Below are 19,045 nucleotides of genomic sequence, written 5' to 3'. Positions count from 1 at the left end.
TGGTGTGACGCTGGTGCGCGGCCGGTCCGGGGACGATACCGGCGTGCTGCCCGCGATCGCGGTGCTCGGACCACTGGAGGTACGTGGCCCGGACGGCCTGCGCATCGCCATCCCGGCCCGCAAACACGCGGAGCTCCTGGTCATTCTCGCGGCCGAGCGCACGACCCGCAGCGCGGGCTATCTGTGCGAATTACTCTGGCGCGGACGTCCGCCCGACAGTGCGCTCGTCACCTTGCAGGGTTATGTCTCGCGACTGCGCCGGGCGCTGCGACCGTTGTCGGATTTGCGCATCGAGACCGACGCCAACGGCTATGTGCTGCGGTGCGACGGGAACGGCACCGACCTCGACCTGATCGACGCGCTGTCGCGGGACGCGCGGGCGGCGAACGCGGAAGGCGACATCGCCCGCGCCGTCGACCTGCTCGAGCGCGCGTTGCGTCTGTGGCGCGGCGACGCGCTGTCGGATGTCGACGATGTCGCCGAACTCGCCCCCGAACGCGCCCGCCTCGACGAGTTGCGCTCGGAACTCGTCGAGATGTGCGCCGAGGGGCTGATCGTGCTCGGCCGGGCCAGGCACGCGGTGACGCTGCTGGCCGATGAACGTGAACGGCATCCGTTCAGGGAGGGCGCGGCCCGGCTGCTCGCGCTCGCGCTGCGCGACTGCGGCCGGATCTCCGAGGCGCTCGACGTCCTGGCCCGACTGCGGCATTCGCTGCGCGAGGAGTTCGGGCTCGATCCACTACCCGACACCATCCGGGTCGAATATGAAATCCGCACCGCGGAAACACCTTCCACGGCCGAGGTGGGCTCCGCCCTGGTCGGCCGCGACGATATCGCCGCCATCCTCGACCGCGCCTGGAATCGCGCGCGGCGGGGGCTGACCGTGGTGACGGTGCGCGGCGCACCCGGAATCGGGAAGACGGCCGTCGTCGAGGACGCGGTACGGCGCAACGGCGGCGCGGCGTACTTCACCGGGGGTGTCAGCGGACTCGGTGCGGCGGCCCTGGCGACCCTGACACCGTGGCTGGATCAGGCGGCGCTATCCGGTCGCGCCGTCCCCGACATCCCGACGGCCCGCGCGCTCGCGACCCTCTTCGCGGATATCGCCAGGGAGACCGGCCGTATGGTCGCGATCATCGACGACGTGCAGTGGGCCGACCTCGACTCGGTGCGGATGATCGCGGCGGCCGTGCGGGTGTTGCGCGCCCATCCCGTCTTGATGGTGCTCACCGTCCGCGGCGAGCCCTTACCCGCCGATATGGCCGCAGCGGTGCGGTCGTTGCAGTCCGCCGGCGCCCACATCTCGGTCGACTTGCCGCGATTACCCGACGCGGCCGTGGCCGAACTGGTTCGCGCCGAACTCGGCGAGGCCGGACAGCAGGCACGCGCCGAGATCGTGCGGGCGAGTCTCGGCAGCCCGTTCATCGCGGTGCAACTGTGCGATCTGGCGCGCGCGGGCCGCCCCGTGCACGGCGTCGGCGCCGTCACCGAGATCACCGCGGCGAAGTTGAGCGCGGTCACCGCGTCCGCCCGCGCACTCGCCGAGGTGCTCGCCGTGATCGGCCCGCACACGTCGATCGGACTGGCCGCGGCAGCCGACGGCGCGCCGCGTTTCGACGATCGACTGGGTGAACTCGTCGCAGCCCAGATCGTCTCGGTCGAGAACGGCACCATCGCCTTTGGGCACGAACTCGTCCGTGACGTCGTGCTCGCCGCGATCGGCGCGGTGCGAACAGCGTTGTTGCACAGCGCAATCGCGGAAGCCTTGGCCGATATCCGCCCCGGTGCGCTGGCGTCGCTGGCATTGCATCGCAGCGCCGCCGCACTCGATTCGGTCGACCGCGCCGCGGCGCACGCCTGTGCCGCGGCGGCACGGGAAGCGCTGCGTCGGGAGGCGGCCAACGATTGCGCCGATTTCGCCGCGCGCGGTATCACGCACGCCGATCCCGACGACCAGGAACTGCTGATCGAACTCGAATGTCTCGCGGGACAGGCGCACCACCGTCTCGGCCACTACGACGCCGCCGCCGAATCCTTCGACCGGGCCGGTCGGCGCTGCGCCGAACGCGGTGACCGGTCCGCCCTGGCGCGGACCGCGCTACTGGCCGCACCGCGCGGCGTGGCGGGCTATTTCTCCGGATACGGTGTGGTGCAGGCTGGTTCGTCGGCCCTGCGAGCGCAGGCGCTGGCGTATCGGCGCGATCTGGACCCCGAGCTCGTCGCCGAGGTGGAGGCGATCGAAGCGGCCGACCGCGCGATCCACGGCACAGCGGGTGATCTCGAGGTGCTCGCCGACGCGCGCTCGCGCGTCACCCCCGGCGACCGGTCCTGGCGGCAGGTGCGGCTGGCCGAGTTCATCTGCACCTGGGACCCGACCACCGTGGCCCTGCGGCGCGAGATCGCCGAGGAACTCGAAGATCTCGCGGGCCACGACCGCGAGGCACGCGCGACGGCTATCCATCTGCGGCGCGTGTGTGCGCTCGAGGCGGGGGATATGCGACTGGTCCGTCGGCTCTCGGCCGAATTCGCCCGGCTCGCCTCCGACGGCGGCACCGACCTCGCGGCCACCCAGCTGTGGTGGCAGGTGATGTTCGCCGTACTTCGCGGCGACTACCGGCAATCGCGGACGCTGATGGCCGACTTCGCCGAAGGTCTCGGCGCGATCGACGGTCCGGCCCGGTTACTCGCCGAAGCCTCGGTGCTGACGAGTAGTTCGATCGAACTGTGGCACCTGGGCCGCCTGTCCGAGGCTCTGGCCGACGCCGACCGCATGGCCGAGGATTTCGACGAGGATTTCGCGCTCGTTGTCGCGATGGCCGCCGCCGAGATCGGTGACCACGATCGCGCGATGCGGTTGATCGAGCAGGTCATCGCACTACCGGGACAGCTGCATGGACCTCGGCTCGTCGTCCGGGTGCCGTTGCTCATCGAGGCGCTGCTTGCGGTCGGTCAGCACGCGCCGGACCGCCGTGCCCGCGTGATGGAGTTCGCCGCCGTGCTCGAACCGCTGACCAGGGGGTGGGGTGCGGCGTTGATCGTGCAATGGCCTGGCCTGGTCTGCCTCGGGCCGTCGGGGCTCTACCGCGGCACCGCGCGCGGGATGCTCGGTCGCGCGGGTGCGCGCGAGGAGGTGGTCGCGGCGATGAACCGGGCGCGGGTGCTCGGTGCGCGGCCGTACGAGTCGCGTGCGCGGGATCGGTTGACGCGGTGGCCCTTCGGCGATGGATGCTGAACGGCAGTCGACGGAGGCGACGATCGCCGTGTTTCGAATCGGGCCGAGGACAACCCTGGACGCCGAACGGTGTGTGCTCGACGCTCTCGGTACCGCAACGCGAACGCGCTGCCGACAGTCTGCGCAGAATTTCCATCACGGTGATCGAGGAGAGTACGAGTGAGAGCGCACAGCAGGTTCTTTGTGGCCACAGTCGTCGGCGCAGCCGCGGCAATGCTCCTGACCGCGTGCGGAGGCGGGGGAGAAGTCCGTGAGTCCGGTGGTGTGCCGGTCCTGCGCTATCAAGGCTGGGCCTCGCAGGTCATCGTTCCCGAGCTCGCGGAGGATCTGGGCTTCTTCGAGAACAAGGTGAAGCTCGAGTGGCAGGGCAACACCATCAGCGGTCCCCAGGACATCCAGTCGGCGGCGACCGGTCAGGTCGACTTCGGTGGCGCTTTCGGCGGCGCGGTGGCCAAACTCGGCCAGGCCGGTGCGCCGATCACGGCGGTGGTGAACTACTACGGTTCGGACGAGAAGACGTTCACCGGGTTCTACGTTCCCGACAACAGTCCGGTCCGTACGCCGAAAGACCTGGCGGGAAAGAAGATCGGGGTGAACACGCTGGGCGGTCAGGCCGAGGCCGATGTCCATGACGCCCTGAAGAAGAGTGGTTTCGACGAAGAGCAGATCAAGTCGGTTCAGCTGGTGGTGCTGCCTCCGCCGAATACCGAGGACGCGGTGCGGCGCGGGCAGGTGGACGTCGCGGCTCTGACCGGACAGTTCCAGCAGCGCGCCGTCGCGAACGGTGGACTTCGCGCGGTGTTCACCGACTACGAAGAGTTCGGTCCGTTCAATGGCGGTCAGTACGTCTTCCGCAACGATTTCATCGGTAAGAACGCGGCCAGTGTCGAGGCATTCGTCAACGGTGTCGCCAAAGCGCTCGAATGGCAGCGGGTTACGCCGCGCGAACAAGTCATCGCGAGGTTCACCGAGATCATCGAGAAGCGGAAGCGTTCGGGTGAGGACGCTTCGTCGGTGAAATACTGGCAGTCGGTCGGAGTGCCCGCCGCGCACGGCGCCATTGTCGACGCCGACTTCCTGCGCTGGGAGAGCTGGTTACGTGATACCGGTGCGATCACCGGCTCATTGGACGCGGCGAAGCTCTACACCAATAAGTTCAATCCGAACGTGCGGAAGTGATTCCGCAGATCCGGCTCCGAGCCCGCTAGGCGAGCGAGTCGTCGAACTCTGCGGTCAGCGGGCCACCGGCATCTCCGGTGTTCACCACTCCGGCGGGCTCGATGAGCATGGCATGGACCTCACCCCGCGCGACGGGACAGTGCTCGACGCCGCGCGGCACAACGAACAGCTGACCCGAACGCAGGTGAACGTCACCATCGCGCATCCGAATGGTCAGTTCGCCCTCGATCACGAAAAAGAGTTCATCGGTGTCGTCGTGCTTGTGCCACACGAACTCACCGCTGAGCTTGACGACTTTGATCTCATAGTCGTTGAGTCGGGCCACGACCTTCGGCGACCAGTACTGGGAAAACGACGACAGCTTCGCGGCAAGATCTACAGCGTCCTTCGGCACATATCCGATCCTGCCACAAAGACCGGCGCGTCCGCGTCGAGGAACGTCGTTCGTATTCCGCCGCCCCGAGCCCGCCCCCGAACGGCGTCGGCGACGTGTCGATCTCGACCGAATTCACGCCCAGATGGCTTGTGCGAGTTCGGTACCGCTGTACGCGGCGCCGAGCCCGACGGTGACGCTGGCGACGACATTGGCCGTGGCGTAGAAGCGGGCTCCGGTTCGGGCCAGCCGCAGAGTCTCGTAGGAGAATGTCGAATAGGTGGTCAGCGCTCCGCAGAACCCCGTTCCGAGGAAGAGAAGCAGAGGGGAGTTCGCCGCGCCGGAGGTCGCGGCGCCGGTGAGGATACCGAGGACGAGGCAGCCGCTGACGTTGACGACGAAGGTTCCCCACGGGTACATGGTGTCGTGTCGGGCTTGGACATATCGGTCGGTCAGATATCGCAACGGCGCACCGACCGCCCCTCCGAGGAGGACCAGCAGCCACGTCATTCGGTTGCCCGGGCGGAGCGGCCGACGTAGCGGATCACCTCGACCTCGTCGAGGATCACCAGTCCTTCGCCGACGAGTTCGTCCAACTGCGGCAGGAACGCTCGGATGCGGTCGGCCGCGTCGACGATCACGATCGCCACCGGAAGATCCTCGCTCAGCGACAGCAGTCGCGTGGTGTGGATATGGGAGGACGCGCCATAGCCCTCGACGCCGCGGAAGACGCTGGCGCCGGCCAGCCCCGCGTGATGGGCACGGTGCACGATTTCGCTGAATAACGGTTTGTGGCGCCAGGTGTCGCTCTCGCCGATGAACACCGTCAATCGCAGCGCGGGTCCGGTCAGCTTGGTCATCGTGCCCTCCTGGTGGCGAGGTAGCTGGTGAGCGAGGCGGTGGCCCAGGTCGCGGCCAATGTGGCGAGGGGGGTGGCGGCCAGCAGCGCCGCTCCCGCGGCGACGCGGCCGGTGGAGATCAGGTGGGTGATGTCGACGGTGTAGGTGGAGAAGGTTGTGAAACCTCCGAGAATCCCCGTGCCGACGAACGGTCGCAGCAGTCGGTGAGCGGTCCACACCTCGGTGATCAGGACCATGAACACACCCATGATCGCGCAGCCGACGATATTGACACCGAGCGTGGTCACCGGAAAGGCCCCCGAAGCGGTGGGCCAGAGCAACCCGAGCCCGTAGCGGGCGCACGCGCCGAGCGCGCCGCCGGCGGCGACGACGGCGATGATCGGAGCCTGTGCACCGAACCGGGTTCGACCTCGCGCGGAAGCGAACGGATCCGGATCGACATCGGCCTGCGCGTCGCCCTGATCGGAGGTGGGCATAGGTCCCTCCTACTCGTGCGGCGCCGTTCGGACGCGGATCATCACAAGTAGGGACCGTTGTCGGCCTGTGATCGCCGCGGTTCGGGTACGGCGGGCCCCACCGCCGCGCGGAACGCCTCGAACGAGCCATACCGCTGGCGTTCAGAATAGGACACCGTATTCGCTCGACTCCGCGACGGGGGAGGCCCGCAGGCGGATGTGCGGTCGAAAAACCGCAACGTGGCCAGGTGACTACCTAGGGCCGAAACTGTCCTAGGTGGCTCCTACGGTGGATTTCATGAACGAACAGATTCGACCGTTTCGCATCGACGTCCCCCAAACGCGACTCGACGACTTGAATCGGCGGCTGGACGCCGTCCGCCGCGACGCGATGCTGACCAACGTCATGACCTACTGGCTCAACGGCACCGCGGGCTCATCGGCGCGCTACTACTACGAAGGCGCCGCTACCTGGGGCAAGCCGGAACCCGCCACCGCCGTGCCGGTCGCCGTCGCGGTCATGCCCCGTGATATCGGGGCCCCGATCCGCCGCCTCGCCGAACAGAATCACCACATCGTGCGCTGGACCGAGTTCGACCGCGGCGGCCACTTCGCCGCCATGGAAGAACCCGACCTCATCATCGACGACCTGCGCGCGACGTTGCGCGACTACCGCGAGTAGGCGGTCGTCCGGCACGGAGCCGCGTGGAACGTCGGCGGGTCAGTGTTCCCGGAGCAGTGCCCCCGCTCCTTCGGCAACCCGATCGTCGAGTCCGTGTTCGCGCAGGGCATGCCACAGGGTGGCGGCGTTGATCGCGACGACCGGCTTACCGAGTTCGGCCTCCAGGCGGTCGGCCTGGGCGACGAAGGACAGGTTGGTGCCCACCTGGACGATGGCATCGGCCTCGGCGCTGTCGATTTCGGCGACGACTTCGCCGATGCGTTCGGCGTCGACGCGGGCGATCTGCTGGGCGGTCGGGCAGCGCAATCCCGTGATCGCGGTGACCTCGAATCCGGCCTCGGTGAAGAAGCGGGCGACTTCTTTGTCGGCGATCGGCTGGTAGGGGGAGAAGACCGCGATGCGGCGGCACGCGAGTTCGCGCAACGCCGCGCGGCAGGCCGATGCGCCGGTGGTGACCGGTAGTCCGGTGCGTTGGCGCAGCCGTTGTTCGAAGGATTCGTTTCCGGCGACGCCGCCCCAGAATGTTTCCGCGGACATGCCCATGACCATGCGGTCGGGTTCGGCGGTGAGCACATCGCGCACCGCGGTATCGATGGAGGCGCGGATCTGGACGAGGAGGGCTTGGAAGTCCTCGTCGTTGCCCATGACCGGGTTCGGGATGTACATCGAGCCGGCACGGTAGCTGATACCCGGCAGGCCGGCCCGCCAATAGTCGTGTTCGACAACGGTATTCGTGCTCGGCACGATCACTCCGAATACCGCTCGGGTGCCGACGGCGTTGGTCATGGTGCGGACTCCTCGAAGTGGTGGGTGCGGGCCAGTGCGTGGTCGACGGCGCGGTGGGCGCGCTCGCGATCGATGGGATGGTCCAGCAGCAGCGCGTCGACCAGCAGCGGCGAGACGATCGTGGTCGCCGCTTCCTCGATGTAGGCGTCGTCGGTGGTGCCGTGTGCGCGGAAGGCCGCGTGGAACGGCGTGAGCAGATCGCTGACGTAGCGGCGTCGCAACTCGGCGCAGGAGGGATCGGTGGCCGATGCGGTGACCAGGGCCCGCAGGAAGGCGGCAACGGGCTTGTCGCGCAGGCGATCACACAGTCCGTCCACTTCGGCGTGCAGATCGGCGGCGAGGTCGCCGGTGGGCCGGACCGGGGGATGTGGGGCGACGGCGATGAGCGCGGCGAGGAAGTCGCGCGGCATGGGCCAGTGGCGGTAGACGGTGGATCGTGCCACCCCCGTGACGGCGTGCAGCCGCGCCGGAGTCAGCGCGGCGGCGCCCTCGGTGAGGAGTAGCTCGAGGGCGGCGGTGAGCACGATCTCCTCGGTCTCGGCGGCGGGGCCTGCGGGGCGTCCGGGTCTGGTCACGAAATTAACGATACATCTTGTATCCAAAAATAATAATTGCTACGTTCCGTAGTGGAAAAGCGCGCAGCCCACGAGGAGAACGCCATGCGACCCCATGTCGAACTGATCGACGAACAAGATCTGATCTGGCACAACGCCGAGTTCCAGCACGCCACGGGCACCGCCGAACAGCGCAACCTCAGCTACGACGAGGAGGACGGTTCGGCCTCGCTGAAGGTGCGGTTCACCAGCGAATGGTCTCGGCCCGCCGGTGTGCACCACGCCGAGACCGAATGGTTCGTGTTGTCGGGCAGTGTGCGGATCGGTGACACCGAGCTCGGGCCGCAGGGGTACTGGCACGCGCCGATCGGCGTGTGGACCCCGGCGATCGCGGTGACCGAGGGCACCGAGATCCTGCTGTTCCGGGAAGGCGGGGATTGGCATTTCGATCCGGCGCGGACCGATCGCGACTTCGTCCGTCCCGATCAGGAACTCATCGTCCTGCGCACCGCCGAGATGCCCTGGATCGACGTCAAGGACGGCAGTCCGATGCGGTTCGATCTGGGGGGCACGCCGGTGCCCGGTCTGTACATCAAACTGCTGCACCGGGACGTGACAACCGGGTTCTACACCCGCCTGATCAAGGCCAAGCCGGGCTGGCGGGAAGTGCCGCTGGCGCATCATCCGTGCAGCGAGGAGGCGTACTGCCTCGACGGCGGATTCGAGTACAACTACGGAAAGATGTGGCCGGGAACGTATTTCTGGCGTCCCGCGCTGATTCGTCACGGCGATTTCACCGCCGACGCCGAGAGCGGCTGCACGTGGCTGCTGCGATCCGACGCCGATCTCGTCGACTGGTACACCGACAACGCGCGGGTCGTCATGGTCGGTGACGCCACCAACTGGGGCGAGGACTATCCGCAGAGTTCGGCGCCGGCCTTCGTCCAGCCGGTGCGCTCCCGATCCATCGGTCCCATGGTCGATCCCGCTCGTCAGTAGTCCGCCGAGTTCGTGCCCGGCGCCGGCCGTCCACCGCCATCGGTATGACGCTGCCGCTGGGTGCGGTCGGTCCGGCAGGCCGAATAAGTTTCCCAATGCGAAACATTCCGTCCACCTGAAGCATTGACTAACAGCTGATTCGGCTGAAACGATCGTGAAGCGGAACTGGAGTTTCGCTCAGTGAAACGGAGGGTACGTGTCGACGATCGATCTGCTGATCCGGAATGCTCGTGTTGTGCGTCCGGGTAATCACACCCTCGATGTTCCGCCGCCGATCGATATCGCGGTATCGGATGGCAAGATCAGCGCCCTCGGCGAGGATCTGCCGGTGTCGGGGGCGAGCCGGGTCGTGGACGCCGCGGGTTTGCTCGCTTTCCCCGGGGTGGTCGACGGCCACCAGCACTGGGGGATCTATCGGGGGCTGGCCGAGGACACCGACAGTGAGAGCCGCGCGTGCGCGCAGGGCGGCGTCACCACCTCGCTCACCTATATGCGGACCGGGCAGTACTACCTGAACAGGGGTGGGTCGTACCGGGATTTCGTGCCGATCGCGCTGGACGCGATGGCGGGCCGGTCGTTCGTCGACCACGCGCTGCACCTGGCTCCGATGTCCGCCGAGCATATTGCCGAAATTCCCTCGCTGGTAGAGGAATTCGGCGTCACCTCGTTCAAGATCTTCATGTTCTACGGTGGGCACGGACTGCACGGGCGCTCCGACGATCAGGCCGAGTTCCTGATGCTCGGTCCTGGCGAACGCTACGATCTGGCCCACTTCGAATTCGTCATGCGCGCCCTCGCGCAGGCCCGCGAGCGCTACGGCGATCGGATCTCGCTGTCGTTGCACTGCGAGACTGCCGAGATCATGGCCGCCTACACCGAAATGGTCGAGCGGGAGGGCACACTCAGCGGCCTGCGCGCCTACAGCGCCTCGCGCCCAGCGCATTCCGAGGGACTGGCGATCACCATGGCCTCCTACCTCGCCCACGAGACCGGACTCGCAGGTATCAACCTGCTGCATCTGTCCTCGGCCAAGGCCGTCGACGCGGCGCTGACGATGGCATCGGCCTTCCCCGAGGTGGATTTCCGGCGCGAGGTGACCATCGGTCATCTGCTGGCCGATGTGGATACCGCGCACGGAATCGGCGGCAAGGTCAACCCACCACTGCGCGAACGCGACGATGTCGAAGCGCTGTGGCGGCACCTGCTGGCGGGAGATATCGATTGGGTGGTCAGCGATCACGCCTGCTGTCGCGACGAACAGAAATTCGGGGGCGATCGCGAGGACGTCTTCGCGGCCAGGTCCGGCTTCGGCGGCGCGGAATATCTGCTGCCCGGTCTGGTGGGGGAGGGGCTCGAACGCGGGCTGGCGCTGTCGCGGATCGCGGAACTCATCTCGTGGAATCCGGCGCGTCGCTACGGATTGACCACGAAGGGCGATATCGCCGTCGGATTCGACGCCGATATCGCGCTGGTCGACCCCGACGCGCGGTGGACCGTGCGTGCCGCCGATTCCGAATCCGCCCAGGAATACACGCCTTTCGAAGGTTTCGAGATGAGTGCCAGGGTGACCGACGTCTTCCTGCGCGGGCACCAGATCTTCGGTGGCGGCCGGGTGCTCGGCGATCCACAGGGCAGCTACCTGCGCCGCTATCAGGTGTGATCGGTGCGGGCCGTGCGCCCCCAGAAGAAGACCGTGGGCGACCCCGTCGTGCGCCCGTGGCGGGTTTTCGTCGCGACAAGCATCGGCGTCATCGCGGCGGCGGCGCCGTCGGTCACATGATTGCCCCGAGCGAAGAGGATGGTCAGCCATGTCCGTCGATGATTCCGTGATTTCCCAGGCGGTGCCGAATCCCGAAGCCGAGCCGTCCGCGCGATCCGGCCTGGCCGCCGATTACGCCCACGCGGGATTCGGCGGCGAACTCGAGCCGGGAACGCGGCCCGCCCTCGTCCTCGTCGATCCCGCACGGGCCTACATCGACCCCGAATGTTCGCTGTATGCCGGGGTGGAAGAGTCCGTCGCGGCGATGCGGACCGTTCTGGACACCGCGCGGCGAGTCGGTATCCCGGTGGTCGTGACCGAGGTCAGGTTGCGCGCCGATGGCGCGGACGCGGGGGTTTTCTTCCGCAAGGTGAGCAGTCTGCGTGCCTTCTGCGAGGGCAGCCCGTACGCCGAATTCATCGACGGCCTCGCGCCACTGGCGGACGAACTGCGGTTGACCAAGAAGTACGCGAGCGCCTTCTTCGGAACCACGCTGCACTCGTATCTGAACGCGTCGCGCGTCGATACGGTGCTGATCGCCGGATTGTCGACGAGTGGCTGCATCCGCGCCACCGCCCTGGACGCCATGCAGCACGGGTTCATTCCGATCGTGGTCCGCGACGCGGTCGGCGATCGCGATCCCGCGGTGCATGCCGCGAATCTGTTCGATATCAGCCAGAAGATGGCGGAGGTCTGGGATCTGGCGCGGGCGCTGGACTATCTCGCCGCCCTCGCCGGTCCGCCCGATCCGGCCTGAATTTCGCCGCACGCGTCGGTAGCATATGAGTCGAATCCCCGAGGAGGTACGAGCACCTCGGGGATTCGGTTCATCTCACGCGCTGCGTTTGCGCCGAAGCGCCACCAGCAATGCCGCGGCGGCGAGTACGACGACCAACGCGACCACACCGACGATCATCATGGTGGAGTTCGAGTCGTCCTCCTCTGCGGCTTCCGTCGCAGGCGCGGCGGCCGGCTGGGGCTCGGCGCTTCCCAGGGTCAACGGCACCGACGCGATGATGGCGCCGGGGTTGGTCAGGCTGGTCACCGCGATGACGCAGGTGCCCGCGGCGCTCGTGCAATCGGCGCCCGCGACATCGGCGGCGATGATGATCGAACTTTTCCCGGCGTTGGGCTTCCACACACCGGCGGCATCGGCAGCACCCATCAGCGCGCCCGGCAGGTTGCAGTCGGTCGGGGCGACCATGACCGATTTGCATTGACCGACCGCGACCATCGCCAGGTTCGCGGGAAGACCCTCCACGGACACGGTGATCGATTGTCCGGGTTTCGCGCCGGTGGCGGGGTCGAGCCGCAGGGCGGGATCGGCGGAGGCCACCGGACTCAGCGCGAGCAGACCCGCGGCGAGTGCGAATACCGCGCCGATGCGCAATCCCATCACTGTCATCTCGCGCACCTATCCGAAACTCAGGGGAACGGTAGCCAGGATGGCGCCGGGGTTGTTGAGGCTGGTGACCCCGATGATGCAGGCGCCCGCCGCCGCGGTGCAGTCCACGCCGCCGATGGCGCCGGCCAGCGTGATCGAACCCTCGGAGCTGCCGATGAAAGTGCCGCCCAGATTACAGTCGGAAGGTCCGGCTACTCGCGCCTTGCACTGACCGATCGCCACCGAGCTGATGTCTCCGTCGTAACCACTCAGGGATACGTAAACAGACTGGCCCGCCGAAAGCCCGCTGCTCTGGCTGACCGAGAGGTAGGGGCTTGCTGTCGCGATCGCAGTCGCACCGAGTGCGGCGGCGCAGGTGGCCGCGGCGACGACGCCGAATCGAATGTTGACGAGTTTCATTTTTCCTCCTGGGTTTTCACAAGAGCCGCGGGTCTGGCTATCGCCAGTCCCGCGACGATCAACAGCAGCGCGGCGGTGGCGAACCACAGCGGCGCCGACGGTCCCGACACGTCTTCGGTGCTCGCGCTCACGGCGACGGGCGCCCGTGCGGTGCCGCCGTGGAACTGGGTTCCGGCGAAACCGATCAGAACCTCGACGGAATTGGCCGCTCTGATCGAATCCGGTTCGGTGCCGGGTAACGGCCCCGCCGCGATCACGCATTGCTGGTGGGCGCAGTCGATGTCGCGGAACTTGGACCGGGTGGTCAGCGTGAGTTCCGGGAAGGTGCCGTCGGCGCCGATATTGACGAAGGTCGCGCCGCCTTCGAGATCACAATCGGTGAGCCCGTTGGCGTAACCCTGTTTGCACAGGCCGATCGCGACGGCCGAGAGGCCGGGCCGGAAGCCCGTGCCGCGGACGGTGACCCGCTGCCCCTCCTGCAGATTGTCGTCGGCGCCGATGTGCAGAGCCGCGCCGTCGAGAGGTGCCGTGCGGCCGGTGATCGGAGCGGCGAGGACGCCCGCGCTGATCACCGGCGCGAGGACGGCGAGGCGCAGCAGTGTGCGAGGCGAAATGGTCACGAGTGGTCTCCTTCCGATACGGCGGTACTGTGCCGCGGCTTCGACGCGGCGATCGTCGACACCGCGGTGATCGCTAGGATCGGCACGGCCACGAGCGTCAGCGCCGTGCCCGCGCTGAATACTTCGGCGAGGGATTCGCCCGTCCCGTATCCGGCCACGGCGCCGAGGCCGCCGACGCAGACGGCGATGGCGGTCGGCCGTGCCGTCGCGTGCGCGGCGGATCTATCCAGTTCGACCACCGCGCGGGCGGTGGCGGCCACAGTGACCGCGAGTCCGACCGCTGTGGTCGCCGATCCCGGCCCGACCGAGGCGAGTAGCGGACCACCGGCGGCGATAACCAGCAGTAGCGAGACGGAAACCGGCCGAAGCGGGACGAGGACAGCCACCAGCGCCGCCACCGCCGCGACGCCGACTATCGGCATCTGGTCCTCGCCGAGGACTTCCCAGCGGAGCAAGAGCAGATGCAGTGTGGGAGTGATGGTCGCGCCCACCGCGAATCCGGCCGCGCCGTATCCGAGTAATGCCGGACGGTGCGGCGCCACGGGACCGGTCACCGATCGCGCGGGCCCGGGATTCATCGCGAGCGGCACCGCGAGGACGCCGAATCCGGCCGCCACCACCCCCGCCGCCATCAGGCCCGACATCGGGTCGGTATAGAAGATTCGGGCCAGCGCCGCCGAGGTGAGCAGTCCGAGCCAGGTCATGGCATGGCGTGAGTTGCGGGCGTTCGCGCCGAGTTCGGCGAAATATATTCGGCCGGTGGTGTAGACGACGCCGGTGAGCGCGCCCGCCACCAGCACGCCGGCGCAGAACAGGATCGGTCCCGTCGCGGCCGCCGCGACGATCAGGGCGGCGCCCGCGCCGAGGGCGGACCACGCGCCCGCGTGCGCCGAGGTGCGACGCAGCAGTCGGGGCGCGGCGAGTGCGGTGAGGCATCCGAGCAGCGCCGCGGTAACGGCGATATAACCGCTGACCGCTCCGGGCGCGCCGATGACTCCGCCGATCGGCTTGGACATCAGTATCAGCTGCCCACCCCCCACCGGTACCGTCACCGCCGCGCCCGCGGCGAGCGACCACGCGAGCAGGGCCTCGGATCGTGCGGGGGTGGTGTCGGAGTCCGATGCCGCGGCCTGCGCGGTCGGGTCGGTCGAGTGCTGAACAGTGGTTTGCTCGGACACCTTATCTCCCGTCGTGTTTCGCTATGAGAAACATAGTTTCTCACATGGGCTATTGAATACGTGGCGGAGTGAAAGTGTCAATGTGTGAAAACGTCCAGAAACACGAACGTTTCATCGGATTTGTTCAATTCGCTCGGAGAACAAACGTTTCCCTTGTAATCTGTCCGCTCGATCGCGTCGCCGAGAGTTCGCTCACCTCCGGCGGGCCAAGCCTGGCACCGTTTTTCGGCGGGAGCACGGTGGCGCGTGCGAATCAGTTCGGGCGCAGAATCTGTGCGCGCGGCGCCGCCGCGACCTGGCGCAGCGCGGCGTCGGGATAGAACTCGGCGGTGGTCGCGCCCGACAGGTAGTCATCGGCCCAGCCGAGTGCGAGGAGGTCGAGTTCGGACACGTTCGCGGCCTGCGGCACTCCGCACAGCAGGGTGCCGAGCGTATCGGAACTGGCTCCTTCGCCATCGGTGTGCACACCGGAGGTGAGTCGTACGCCGAGGAATGGGCGGTGCAGATACTGCTGCAGCGCCATGGTCCCGGTGCCGAAGCTGTTACACCAGGACGGCGCGGCGGAGATCGCCAGGATGGGCAGGCCGGTGCGGTCCAGACTGATCAGGGACGGTTCAGTGTTGTTGTCGACGAACGACTTCACCGGATCGAGCAGCACCAGCCCGCTCAGACCCGTCCACGCGTCGGGGTGGGCGGTCCGAATCCGGTCCGCGACATAGGTGACGGCCTCCGCGCCCGCCGAATGGCCGATGAAGATCATCTGTCGCGGCATGGCGATCGGCGCGTGCCCGGAATCGTCGACCGCCTCGGCCAGGCTCAGACCCAGTGTGCTGGTCGGATCGGTCGCGGTGCCGAACAGGTGGGCCACATTGTCGAGGAAACCTCGGTTGCCGGTGAGGTTCTGCAGGGTGCAGCCGTCGAGGTCCATGAACGGCAGCGCGGGGGTGAACACGAGATAGCCCGCATCGGCGAAATGGGTCGCCAGATCGGCGACATTGGTATTGGTACGGGCGAATCCGTGTTGGAGCCACACCAGGCCCCGTGGCGGTCCGGCCGGGAGGAACCAGTCCGACGGCTGGTGCAGAACGGAAGTCCCGCAGGGGATATCGACCGATTGGGTGGTATGCGTGACGGGCCCCGCGTGCGCTGTCGCCGGGGCGAAGAACGTCGCCCCGGCGGCAGCAGTGGCGGCGATCAGGGATGGTAGTCGAAGACTCATCGTGCGCTCCTGCGGTGACTCGGGCTGTTTCCTCGAGCGGAATGGCGTTTCTCTGGACTAATTAGTGGTCACCCTCGCGCCGGTGTCAATGGGATGGGTGTCTCGACACCCTTCTGACCTGCTGAAATTCGATGGAACCCCCGAAAGAGTTTGCAGTGAGGAAACAGTGTTGCCATATTCGGCCACGTCGAGGCCGGTCGGACCCGGTTGGGAATCCGACTGGCGGTGGCGCGCGCGATACGTCAGAGTGGATACCCTGTTTCCTTTCTGCATGGGATGAGGGCTATCGATGCGCTACGTGATCATCGGCTGCGGCAACGTCGGCATGGAACTGGCTCGGCGGTGGACGAGCGAAGGTCACAGCGTCGTCGGGACAACCACCTCGCCCGATCGCACGGCCGAACTGACCGCCGTGTGCACCGAGGTCACGGTGCTGCGCGGCAGCGACCGCGACGCGGTCGGCCGCGCCGTCGACGGCGCCGACGCGGTGGTATTGACTGTCTCGCCGCGGATCTCGCGATCCTTCGACCCCGCCCAGCGCATCGCCGAGTACGCCGACACGCTGACCGCGAGCGCCCGCACCGCCGCCGCCCTGCACCCCCGCGTGGTCTTCACCGGTTCGATATCGGTCTACGGCACGGGCCGTGGCGATCTCGTCGACGAGGACACCCCCGTCACAGCCGACGACGATGCCTCACCCCGCGAGTTCGCCGCCGCCGAAGCCGCCGTCACGGCGACTCCGGGCGGGGCGGCCCTGCGCATCCCGGACGTGTACGGGCACCCGCGCGATATCGACTACCCCTCCCGGGTCAGGATGGCGCACGAGTTGCTCGGCGGCAGCGTCCCGTTCTCGGCCGAATCCCTGCTCCACCGCATCGACTACCGGGACGCCGCCGCGGCGCTGGCGTTCCTCGTCGAGCACGGGCTGACCGGCGTCTACAACGCGGTCCCCGACGACCGCGTCGCGCCGACCAACGAACAGGCATTCGGCGAGATCTGCGCGGAGCTCGGCTTGCCCCCCTTGATATTTCGCGGCGAGATCAGAACGCCGGTCGTGCCGGTGAGTTCGGCTCGGCTGCGGGCCGCCGGCTTCGCGTTCCAGCACTGAGTGCCCGGCCGAGGATCCGGCCGAAGGCGAGCGCGGGCGTCAGGCACATGCCGGAGCAGAACGCGTTGCCGTTCACCGCGGCGGAACCGATGACCTCGCCCACCGCGTACAGGCCATCGATCGCCGTGCCGTCCGGGCGGCGCACCCGCAGTCGGGCGTCCACATCGAGGCCGGCGAAGGTGATGAGTGTGACCGGGTGGTTCTCGATCGCGTAGAACGGCGGCTCGGCGATCGGTGCGGGCAGATGCGTGCGTCCGAAGTCGGAGTCGGCTCCCCGCGCGACGAAGCCGTTGTAGCGGGCGACGGACGCGGCGAGCCCCTCGGGAGCTATCCCGGCGGCGCGGGCCAGATCCGGCAGCGACGCGGCGCGGTGCACACCGCGCCGCCTGCCGCAGGCCGCGTCCAGATCCCTTGGGCTCCATCCGTGCACCATCGGACGCGACTCGCGGGCGGCGCGGGCGTCGAACACCATCCAGAACGTCATGCGGTCGATCGTCGTCATGGCGCGTTCCTTGCGGTCGATACTCGGCTCGTCCTCGGCGGTCCAGCGTGCCCCGTCGCGGTCGACGTAGATCTCCCACGGCGGGCGTTCGGGGGCGATCAGTTGGGGCCGGTGCCGCCAGTCCACGCGCAGGTCGCCGCCTTCGGGCGGCAATCCGCCGAAGGTCGGGAGATACCGGCCGAGCCCCTGTAACCCGGCGCCTACGGCCAGACCCATGCGCAGGCCGTCGCCGGTGGAGGTCGGGGCCGCCGACGTGGTCAGCGGCGCGCCTTCCAGTTCGGCGAAAAGTTCTGGTTCGTAACCGAATCCGCCGGTGGCCAGGACGACCGCCGGCGCGTGCAGTGGGCGCCCCGACTCGTCCTCGACACCGATGACGACGCCGTCGGCGCACAGCAGGGCGGCGACCCGCACCCCGCATTCCACGGTGACGGCGCCGCTCGCGGTGTGCGGCGCCAGTAGTCGGCGAAGCACCTCGAGAATCGCGGGGCCGCCGGGTACTTCGGGGGCGTGCACGGTGCGCGGGGTGCGGTACTGCTCGTGGCCGTGCACGATCCGGGGAGTCGACGGATCGATGTCGAATCCGGCCTCCAGCAACCACTCCAGCGCCGCGGGCTGTTCCCGCAGCGACAGCAGGGTCAGATCCTCGCGTCCGGCCCCGCGGCTGATCCGTCGCACATCGGCCCAGTGCGCCTCGACGTCGTCATCGATCCCAGCGGCCCGCTGCGCGGAGAAACCCCCGGCCGACAGGTGGCCGCCGGAGTAGGGCAGCGCGCCGCCGATGTCGTCGGCCTTCTCCAGCAACAGCACCCTGGCGCCGCCCTCGGCCGCGGCGATCGCACAGGCGATCCCGCCGGGCCCGGCGCCGACCACGATCAGGTCCACCGCCACCTCCATATTTCTCGGTCGAAAAGGTGCCCCGACGGGGACGGAGGGCGGCGATGCCCCGGTATCCGCTGCCCGCTCCGAGGGGCGGCGGGCGGTCAGTAGTCCCGCAACAACATGCCAGCGCCGTCGACGCGATCGGTGATCCCGTTGTCGCGCAACGCCATCCACCAGGTGGCCGCATTGATCGCGATGACCGGCTTGCCCAGCCAGCGTTCGGCCTCATCGGCGAGGCGCACCATCGAGAGGTTGGTGCCGCACTGCACGATCGCGTCGATGTCGTCACCGTCGACCTCGAGTACCGCGGCGCGCAAGGCGTCCTCGGTGACATGGGCGATCGACACCGCGGTCGGGCAGCGCAGGCCCTTGATGGCGGTCACGTCGAAACCGAGTTCGCCGAAGAAGCGCACCACATTGGCGTCGCCGACCGGCTGATACGGCGTCACCACGGCGATCCGGCGCGCGCCGAACATCTCCAGGGCGCGACGGCACGCCTCGGCCCCGGTAGCGACTTCGAGCCCGGTGAGACCCTCGATCTGCTCGACGAATCGCTTATTGCCCGCCACGCCCTCCCAGAAGGTTTCCGCGGACATGCCCATCACCATGTAATCCGGTTCGCAAGTCAGCACCCGTTCACAGGTGGCCGCCATTTCGGCGCGGATCTGGTCGAGCAGACGGCCCATGCCCTCGTCGTCGTTCATATTCTGATCGCGAATATGGATTCGGCCGAAATGCGCGGTCACGCCCGGTACGCCCATTCGGGCGAAATCCGGTTCGACCACGGTGTTCGTCGACGGCGCCAGTACTCCGAATTTGCGGCGCCAGCCAAGCACGTCGGGCACGGAGGTCTCCT

The 19,045-nt window shown here is 67.9% G+C and carries 20 protein-coding genes; 7 read left to right on the top strand and 13 right to left on the bottom strand.

Annotation, left to right across the window (positions count from 1 at the left end):
* Window positions 1–4: 4 nt before the first annotated feature.
* Together ABZS43_RS15505 and ABZS43_RS15500 are read left to right on the top strand one after the other, a co-directional pair.
* Window positions 5–3,232 (top strand): BTAD domain-containing putative transcriptional regulator, encoded by a 3,228-nt coding sequence (locus ABZS43_RS15505; RefSeq protein WP_355036542.1) that lies wholly within the window; start codon window positions 5–7, stop codon window positions 3,230–3,232.
* 183 nt (window positions 3,233–3,415) lie between these two features.
* Window positions 3,416–4,411, top strand: coding sequence for an ABC transporter substrate-binding protein (locus tag ABZS43_RS15500; protein ID WP_355036541.1), 996 nt, complete (start codon window positions 3,416–3,418; stop codon window positions 4,409–4,411).
* A 25-nt stretch (window positions 4,412–4,436) separates the two neighbouring features.
* Here ABZS43_RS15500 and ABZS43_RS15495 read toward each other — a convergent pair whose 3' ends face one another.
* The 4 genes from ABZS43_RS15495 to ABZS43_RS15480 all read right to left on the bottom strand — a co-directional run bounded on the left by ABZS43_RS15495 (window position 4,437) and on the right by ABZS43_RS15480 (window position 6,120).
* Window positions 4,437–4,805, bottom strand: a complete 369-nt coding sequence (locus ABZS43_RS15495) for a cupin domain-containing protein (RefSeq protein ID WP_355036540.1) — start codon at window positions 4,803–4,805, stop codon at window positions 4,437–4,439.
* A 114-nt stretch (window positions 4,806–4,919) separates the two neighbouring features.
* Entirely contained in the window at window positions 4,920–5,294 is a 375-nt protein-coding gene (gene crcB / locus ABZS43_RS15490) for a fluoride efflux transporter CrcB (protein ID WP_355036539.1), read from the bottom strand.
* The gene (locus tag ABZS43_RS15485; RefSeq protein ID WP_355036538.1) at window positions 5,291–5,644 is read right to left on the bottom strand and encodes a DUF190 domain-containing protein; all 354 of its coding nucleotides are present in this window, start codon (window positions 5,642–5,644) and stop codon (window positions 5,291–5,293) included. Before ABZS43_RS15485 ends, crcB begins: the two co-directional genes overlap by 4 nt.
* Window positions 5,641–6,120: a CrcB family protein gene (locus ABZS43_RS15480; RefSeq protein ID WP_355036537.1), complete on the bottom strand. Its 480-nt coding sequence runs from the start codon at window positions 6,118–6,120 to the stop codon at window positions 5,641–5,643. The genes ABZS43_RS15485 and ABZS43_RS15480 overlap by 4 nt, the downstream gene beginning before the upstream one ends.
* A 277-nt stretch (window positions 6,121–6,397) precedes the next feature.
* Here ABZS43_RS15480 and ABZS43_RS15475 point away from each other — a divergent pair, with 277 nt between their 5' ends.
* Window positions 6,398–6,781 (top strand): hypothetical protein, encoded by a 384-nt coding sequence (locus ABZS43_RS15475; RefSeq protein WP_355036536.1) that lies wholly within the window; start codon window positions 6,398–6,400, stop codon window positions 6,779–6,781.
* Between the two features lie 39 nt (window positions 6,782–6,820).
* Here the strand turns inward: ABZS43_RS15475 and ABZS43_RS15470 are convergent, their stop codons facing one another.
* Together ABZS43_RS15470 and ABZS43_RS15465 are read right to left on the bottom strand one after the other, a co-directional pair.
* Window positions 6,821–7,567, bottom strand: coding sequence for an arylmalonate decarboxylase (locus tag ABZS43_RS15470; protein ID WP_355036535.1), 747 nt, complete (start codon window positions 7,565–7,567; stop codon window positions 6,821–6,823).
* Window positions 7,564–8,142: a TetR-like C-terminal domain-containing protein gene (locus tag ABZS43_RS15465; protein ID WP_355036534.1), complete on the bottom strand. Its 579-nt coding sequence runs from the start codon at window positions 8,140–8,142 to the stop codon at window positions 7,564–7,566. The genes ABZS43_RS15470 and ABZS43_RS15465 overlap by 4 nt, the downstream gene beginning before the upstream one ends.
* An 84-nt stretch (window positions 8,143–8,226) precedes the next feature.
* On the opposite strand from ABZS43_RS15465, the gene ABZS43_RS15460 reads away from it, so the two are divergent.
* The 3 genes from ABZS43_RS15460 to ABZS43_RS15450 all read left to right on the top strand — a co-directional run bounded on the left by ABZS43_RS15460 (window position 8,227) and on the right by ABZS43_RS15450 (window position 11,636).
* Window positions 8,227–9,120 carry a DUF4437 domain-containing protein gene (locus ABZS43_RS15460; RefSeq protein WP_355036533.1) on the top strand — a complete coding sequence of 298 codons (894 nt, stop codon included), beginning with the start codon at window positions 8,227–8,229 and terminating at the stop codon, window positions 9,118–9,120.
* Between the two features lie 196 nt (window positions 9,121–9,316).
* Complete coding sequence (locus ABZS43_RS15455; RefSeq protein WP_355036532.1) at window positions 9,317–10,780, top strand: dihydroorotase family protein; 1,464 nt, start codon at window positions 9,317–9,319, stop codon at window positions 10,778–10,780.
* A gap of 148 nt (window positions 10,781–10,928) precedes the next feature.
* The gene (locus ABZS43_RS15450; RefSeq protein ID WP_355036531.1) at window positions 10,929–11,636 is read left to right on the top strand and encodes an isochorismatase family protein; all 708 of its coding nucleotides are present in this window, start codon (window positions 10,929–10,931) and stop codon (window positions 11,634–11,636) included.
* 75 nt (window positions 11,637–11,711) lie between these two features.
* On the opposite strand, the gene ABZS43_RS15445 is transcribed toward ABZS43_RS15450, so the two are convergent.
* The 5 genes from ABZS43_RS15445 to ABZS43_RS15425 form a co-directional block, all read right to left on the bottom strand.
* On the bottom strand, window positions 11,712–12,284 hold the full coding sequence (locus ABZS43_RS15445; RefSeq protein WP_355036530.1) for a neocarzinostatin apoprotein domain-containing protein: 573 nt from the start codon (window positions 12,282–12,284) through the stop codon (window positions 11,712–11,714).
* A 9-nt stretch (window positions 12,285–12,293) separates the two neighbouring features.
* Window positions 12,294–12,683 (bottom strand): neocarzinostatin apoprotein domain-containing protein, encoded by a 390-nt coding sequence (locus ABZS43_RS15440; RefSeq protein ID WP_355036529.1) that lies wholly within the window; start codon window positions 12,681–12,683, stop codon window positions 12,294–12,296.
* Window positions 12,680–13,303: a neocarzinostatin apoprotein domain-containing protein gene (locus ABZS43_RS15435; RefSeq protein WP_355036528.1), complete on the bottom strand. Its 624-nt coding sequence runs from the start codon at window positions 13,301–13,303 to the stop codon at window positions 12,680–12,682. Before ABZS43_RS15435 ends, ABZS43_RS15440 begins: the two co-directional genes overlap by 4 nt.
* Window positions 13,300–14,481: a hypothetical protein gene (locus ABZS43_RS15430; RefSeq protein WP_355036527.1), complete on the bottom strand. Its 1,182-nt coding sequence runs from the start codon at window positions 14,479–14,481 to the stop codon at window positions 13,300–13,302. Before ABZS43_RS15430 ends, ABZS43_RS15435 begins: the two co-directional genes overlap by 4 nt.
* A 253-nt stretch (window positions 14,482–14,734) precedes the next feature.
* Window positions 14,735–15,700 (bottom strand): hypothetical protein, encoded by a 966-nt coding sequence (locus tag ABZS43_RS15425; protein ID WP_355036526.1) that lies wholly within the window; start codon window positions 15,698–15,700, stop codon window positions 14,735–14,737.
* A 289-nt stretch (window positions 15,701–15,989) separates the two neighbouring features.
* Between ABZS43_RS15425 and ABZS43_RS15420 the strand changes: the two genes are divergently transcribed.
* Complete coding sequence (locus tag ABZS43_RS15420) at window positions 15,990–16,808, top strand: NAD-dependent epimerase/dehydratase family protein (RefSeq protein WP_355036525.1); 819 nt, start codon at window positions 15,990–15,992, stop codon at window positions 16,806–16,808.
* On the opposite strand, the gene ABZS43_RS15415 is transcribed toward ABZS43_RS15420, so the two are convergent.
* A complete protein-coding gene (locus tag ABZS43_RS15415) occupies window positions 16,741–18,198 on the bottom strand; it encodes an FAD-dependent oxidoreductase (protein ID WP_355036524.1) in 1,458 nt (485 codons plus the stop codon). The genes ABZS43_RS15420 and ABZS43_RS15415 overlap by 68 nt on opposite strands.
* Before the next feature lie 92 nt (window positions 18,199–18,290).
* Complete coding sequence (locus tag ABZS43_RS15410; RefSeq protein ID WP_355036523.1) at window positions 18,291–19,034, bottom strand: arylmalonate decarboxylase; 744 nt, start codon at window positions 19,032–19,034, stop codon at window positions 18,291–18,293.
* Between the last annotated feature and the right edge of the window lie 11 nt (window positions 19,035–19,045).

This window comes from Nocardia sp. NPDC005366, assembly GCF_040606855.1.
Lineage (GTDB): Bacteria > Actinomycetota > Actinomycetes > Mycobacteriales > Mycobacteriaceae > Nocardia.
This window is presented reverse-complemented; position numbering and strand designations above follow the sequence as displayed.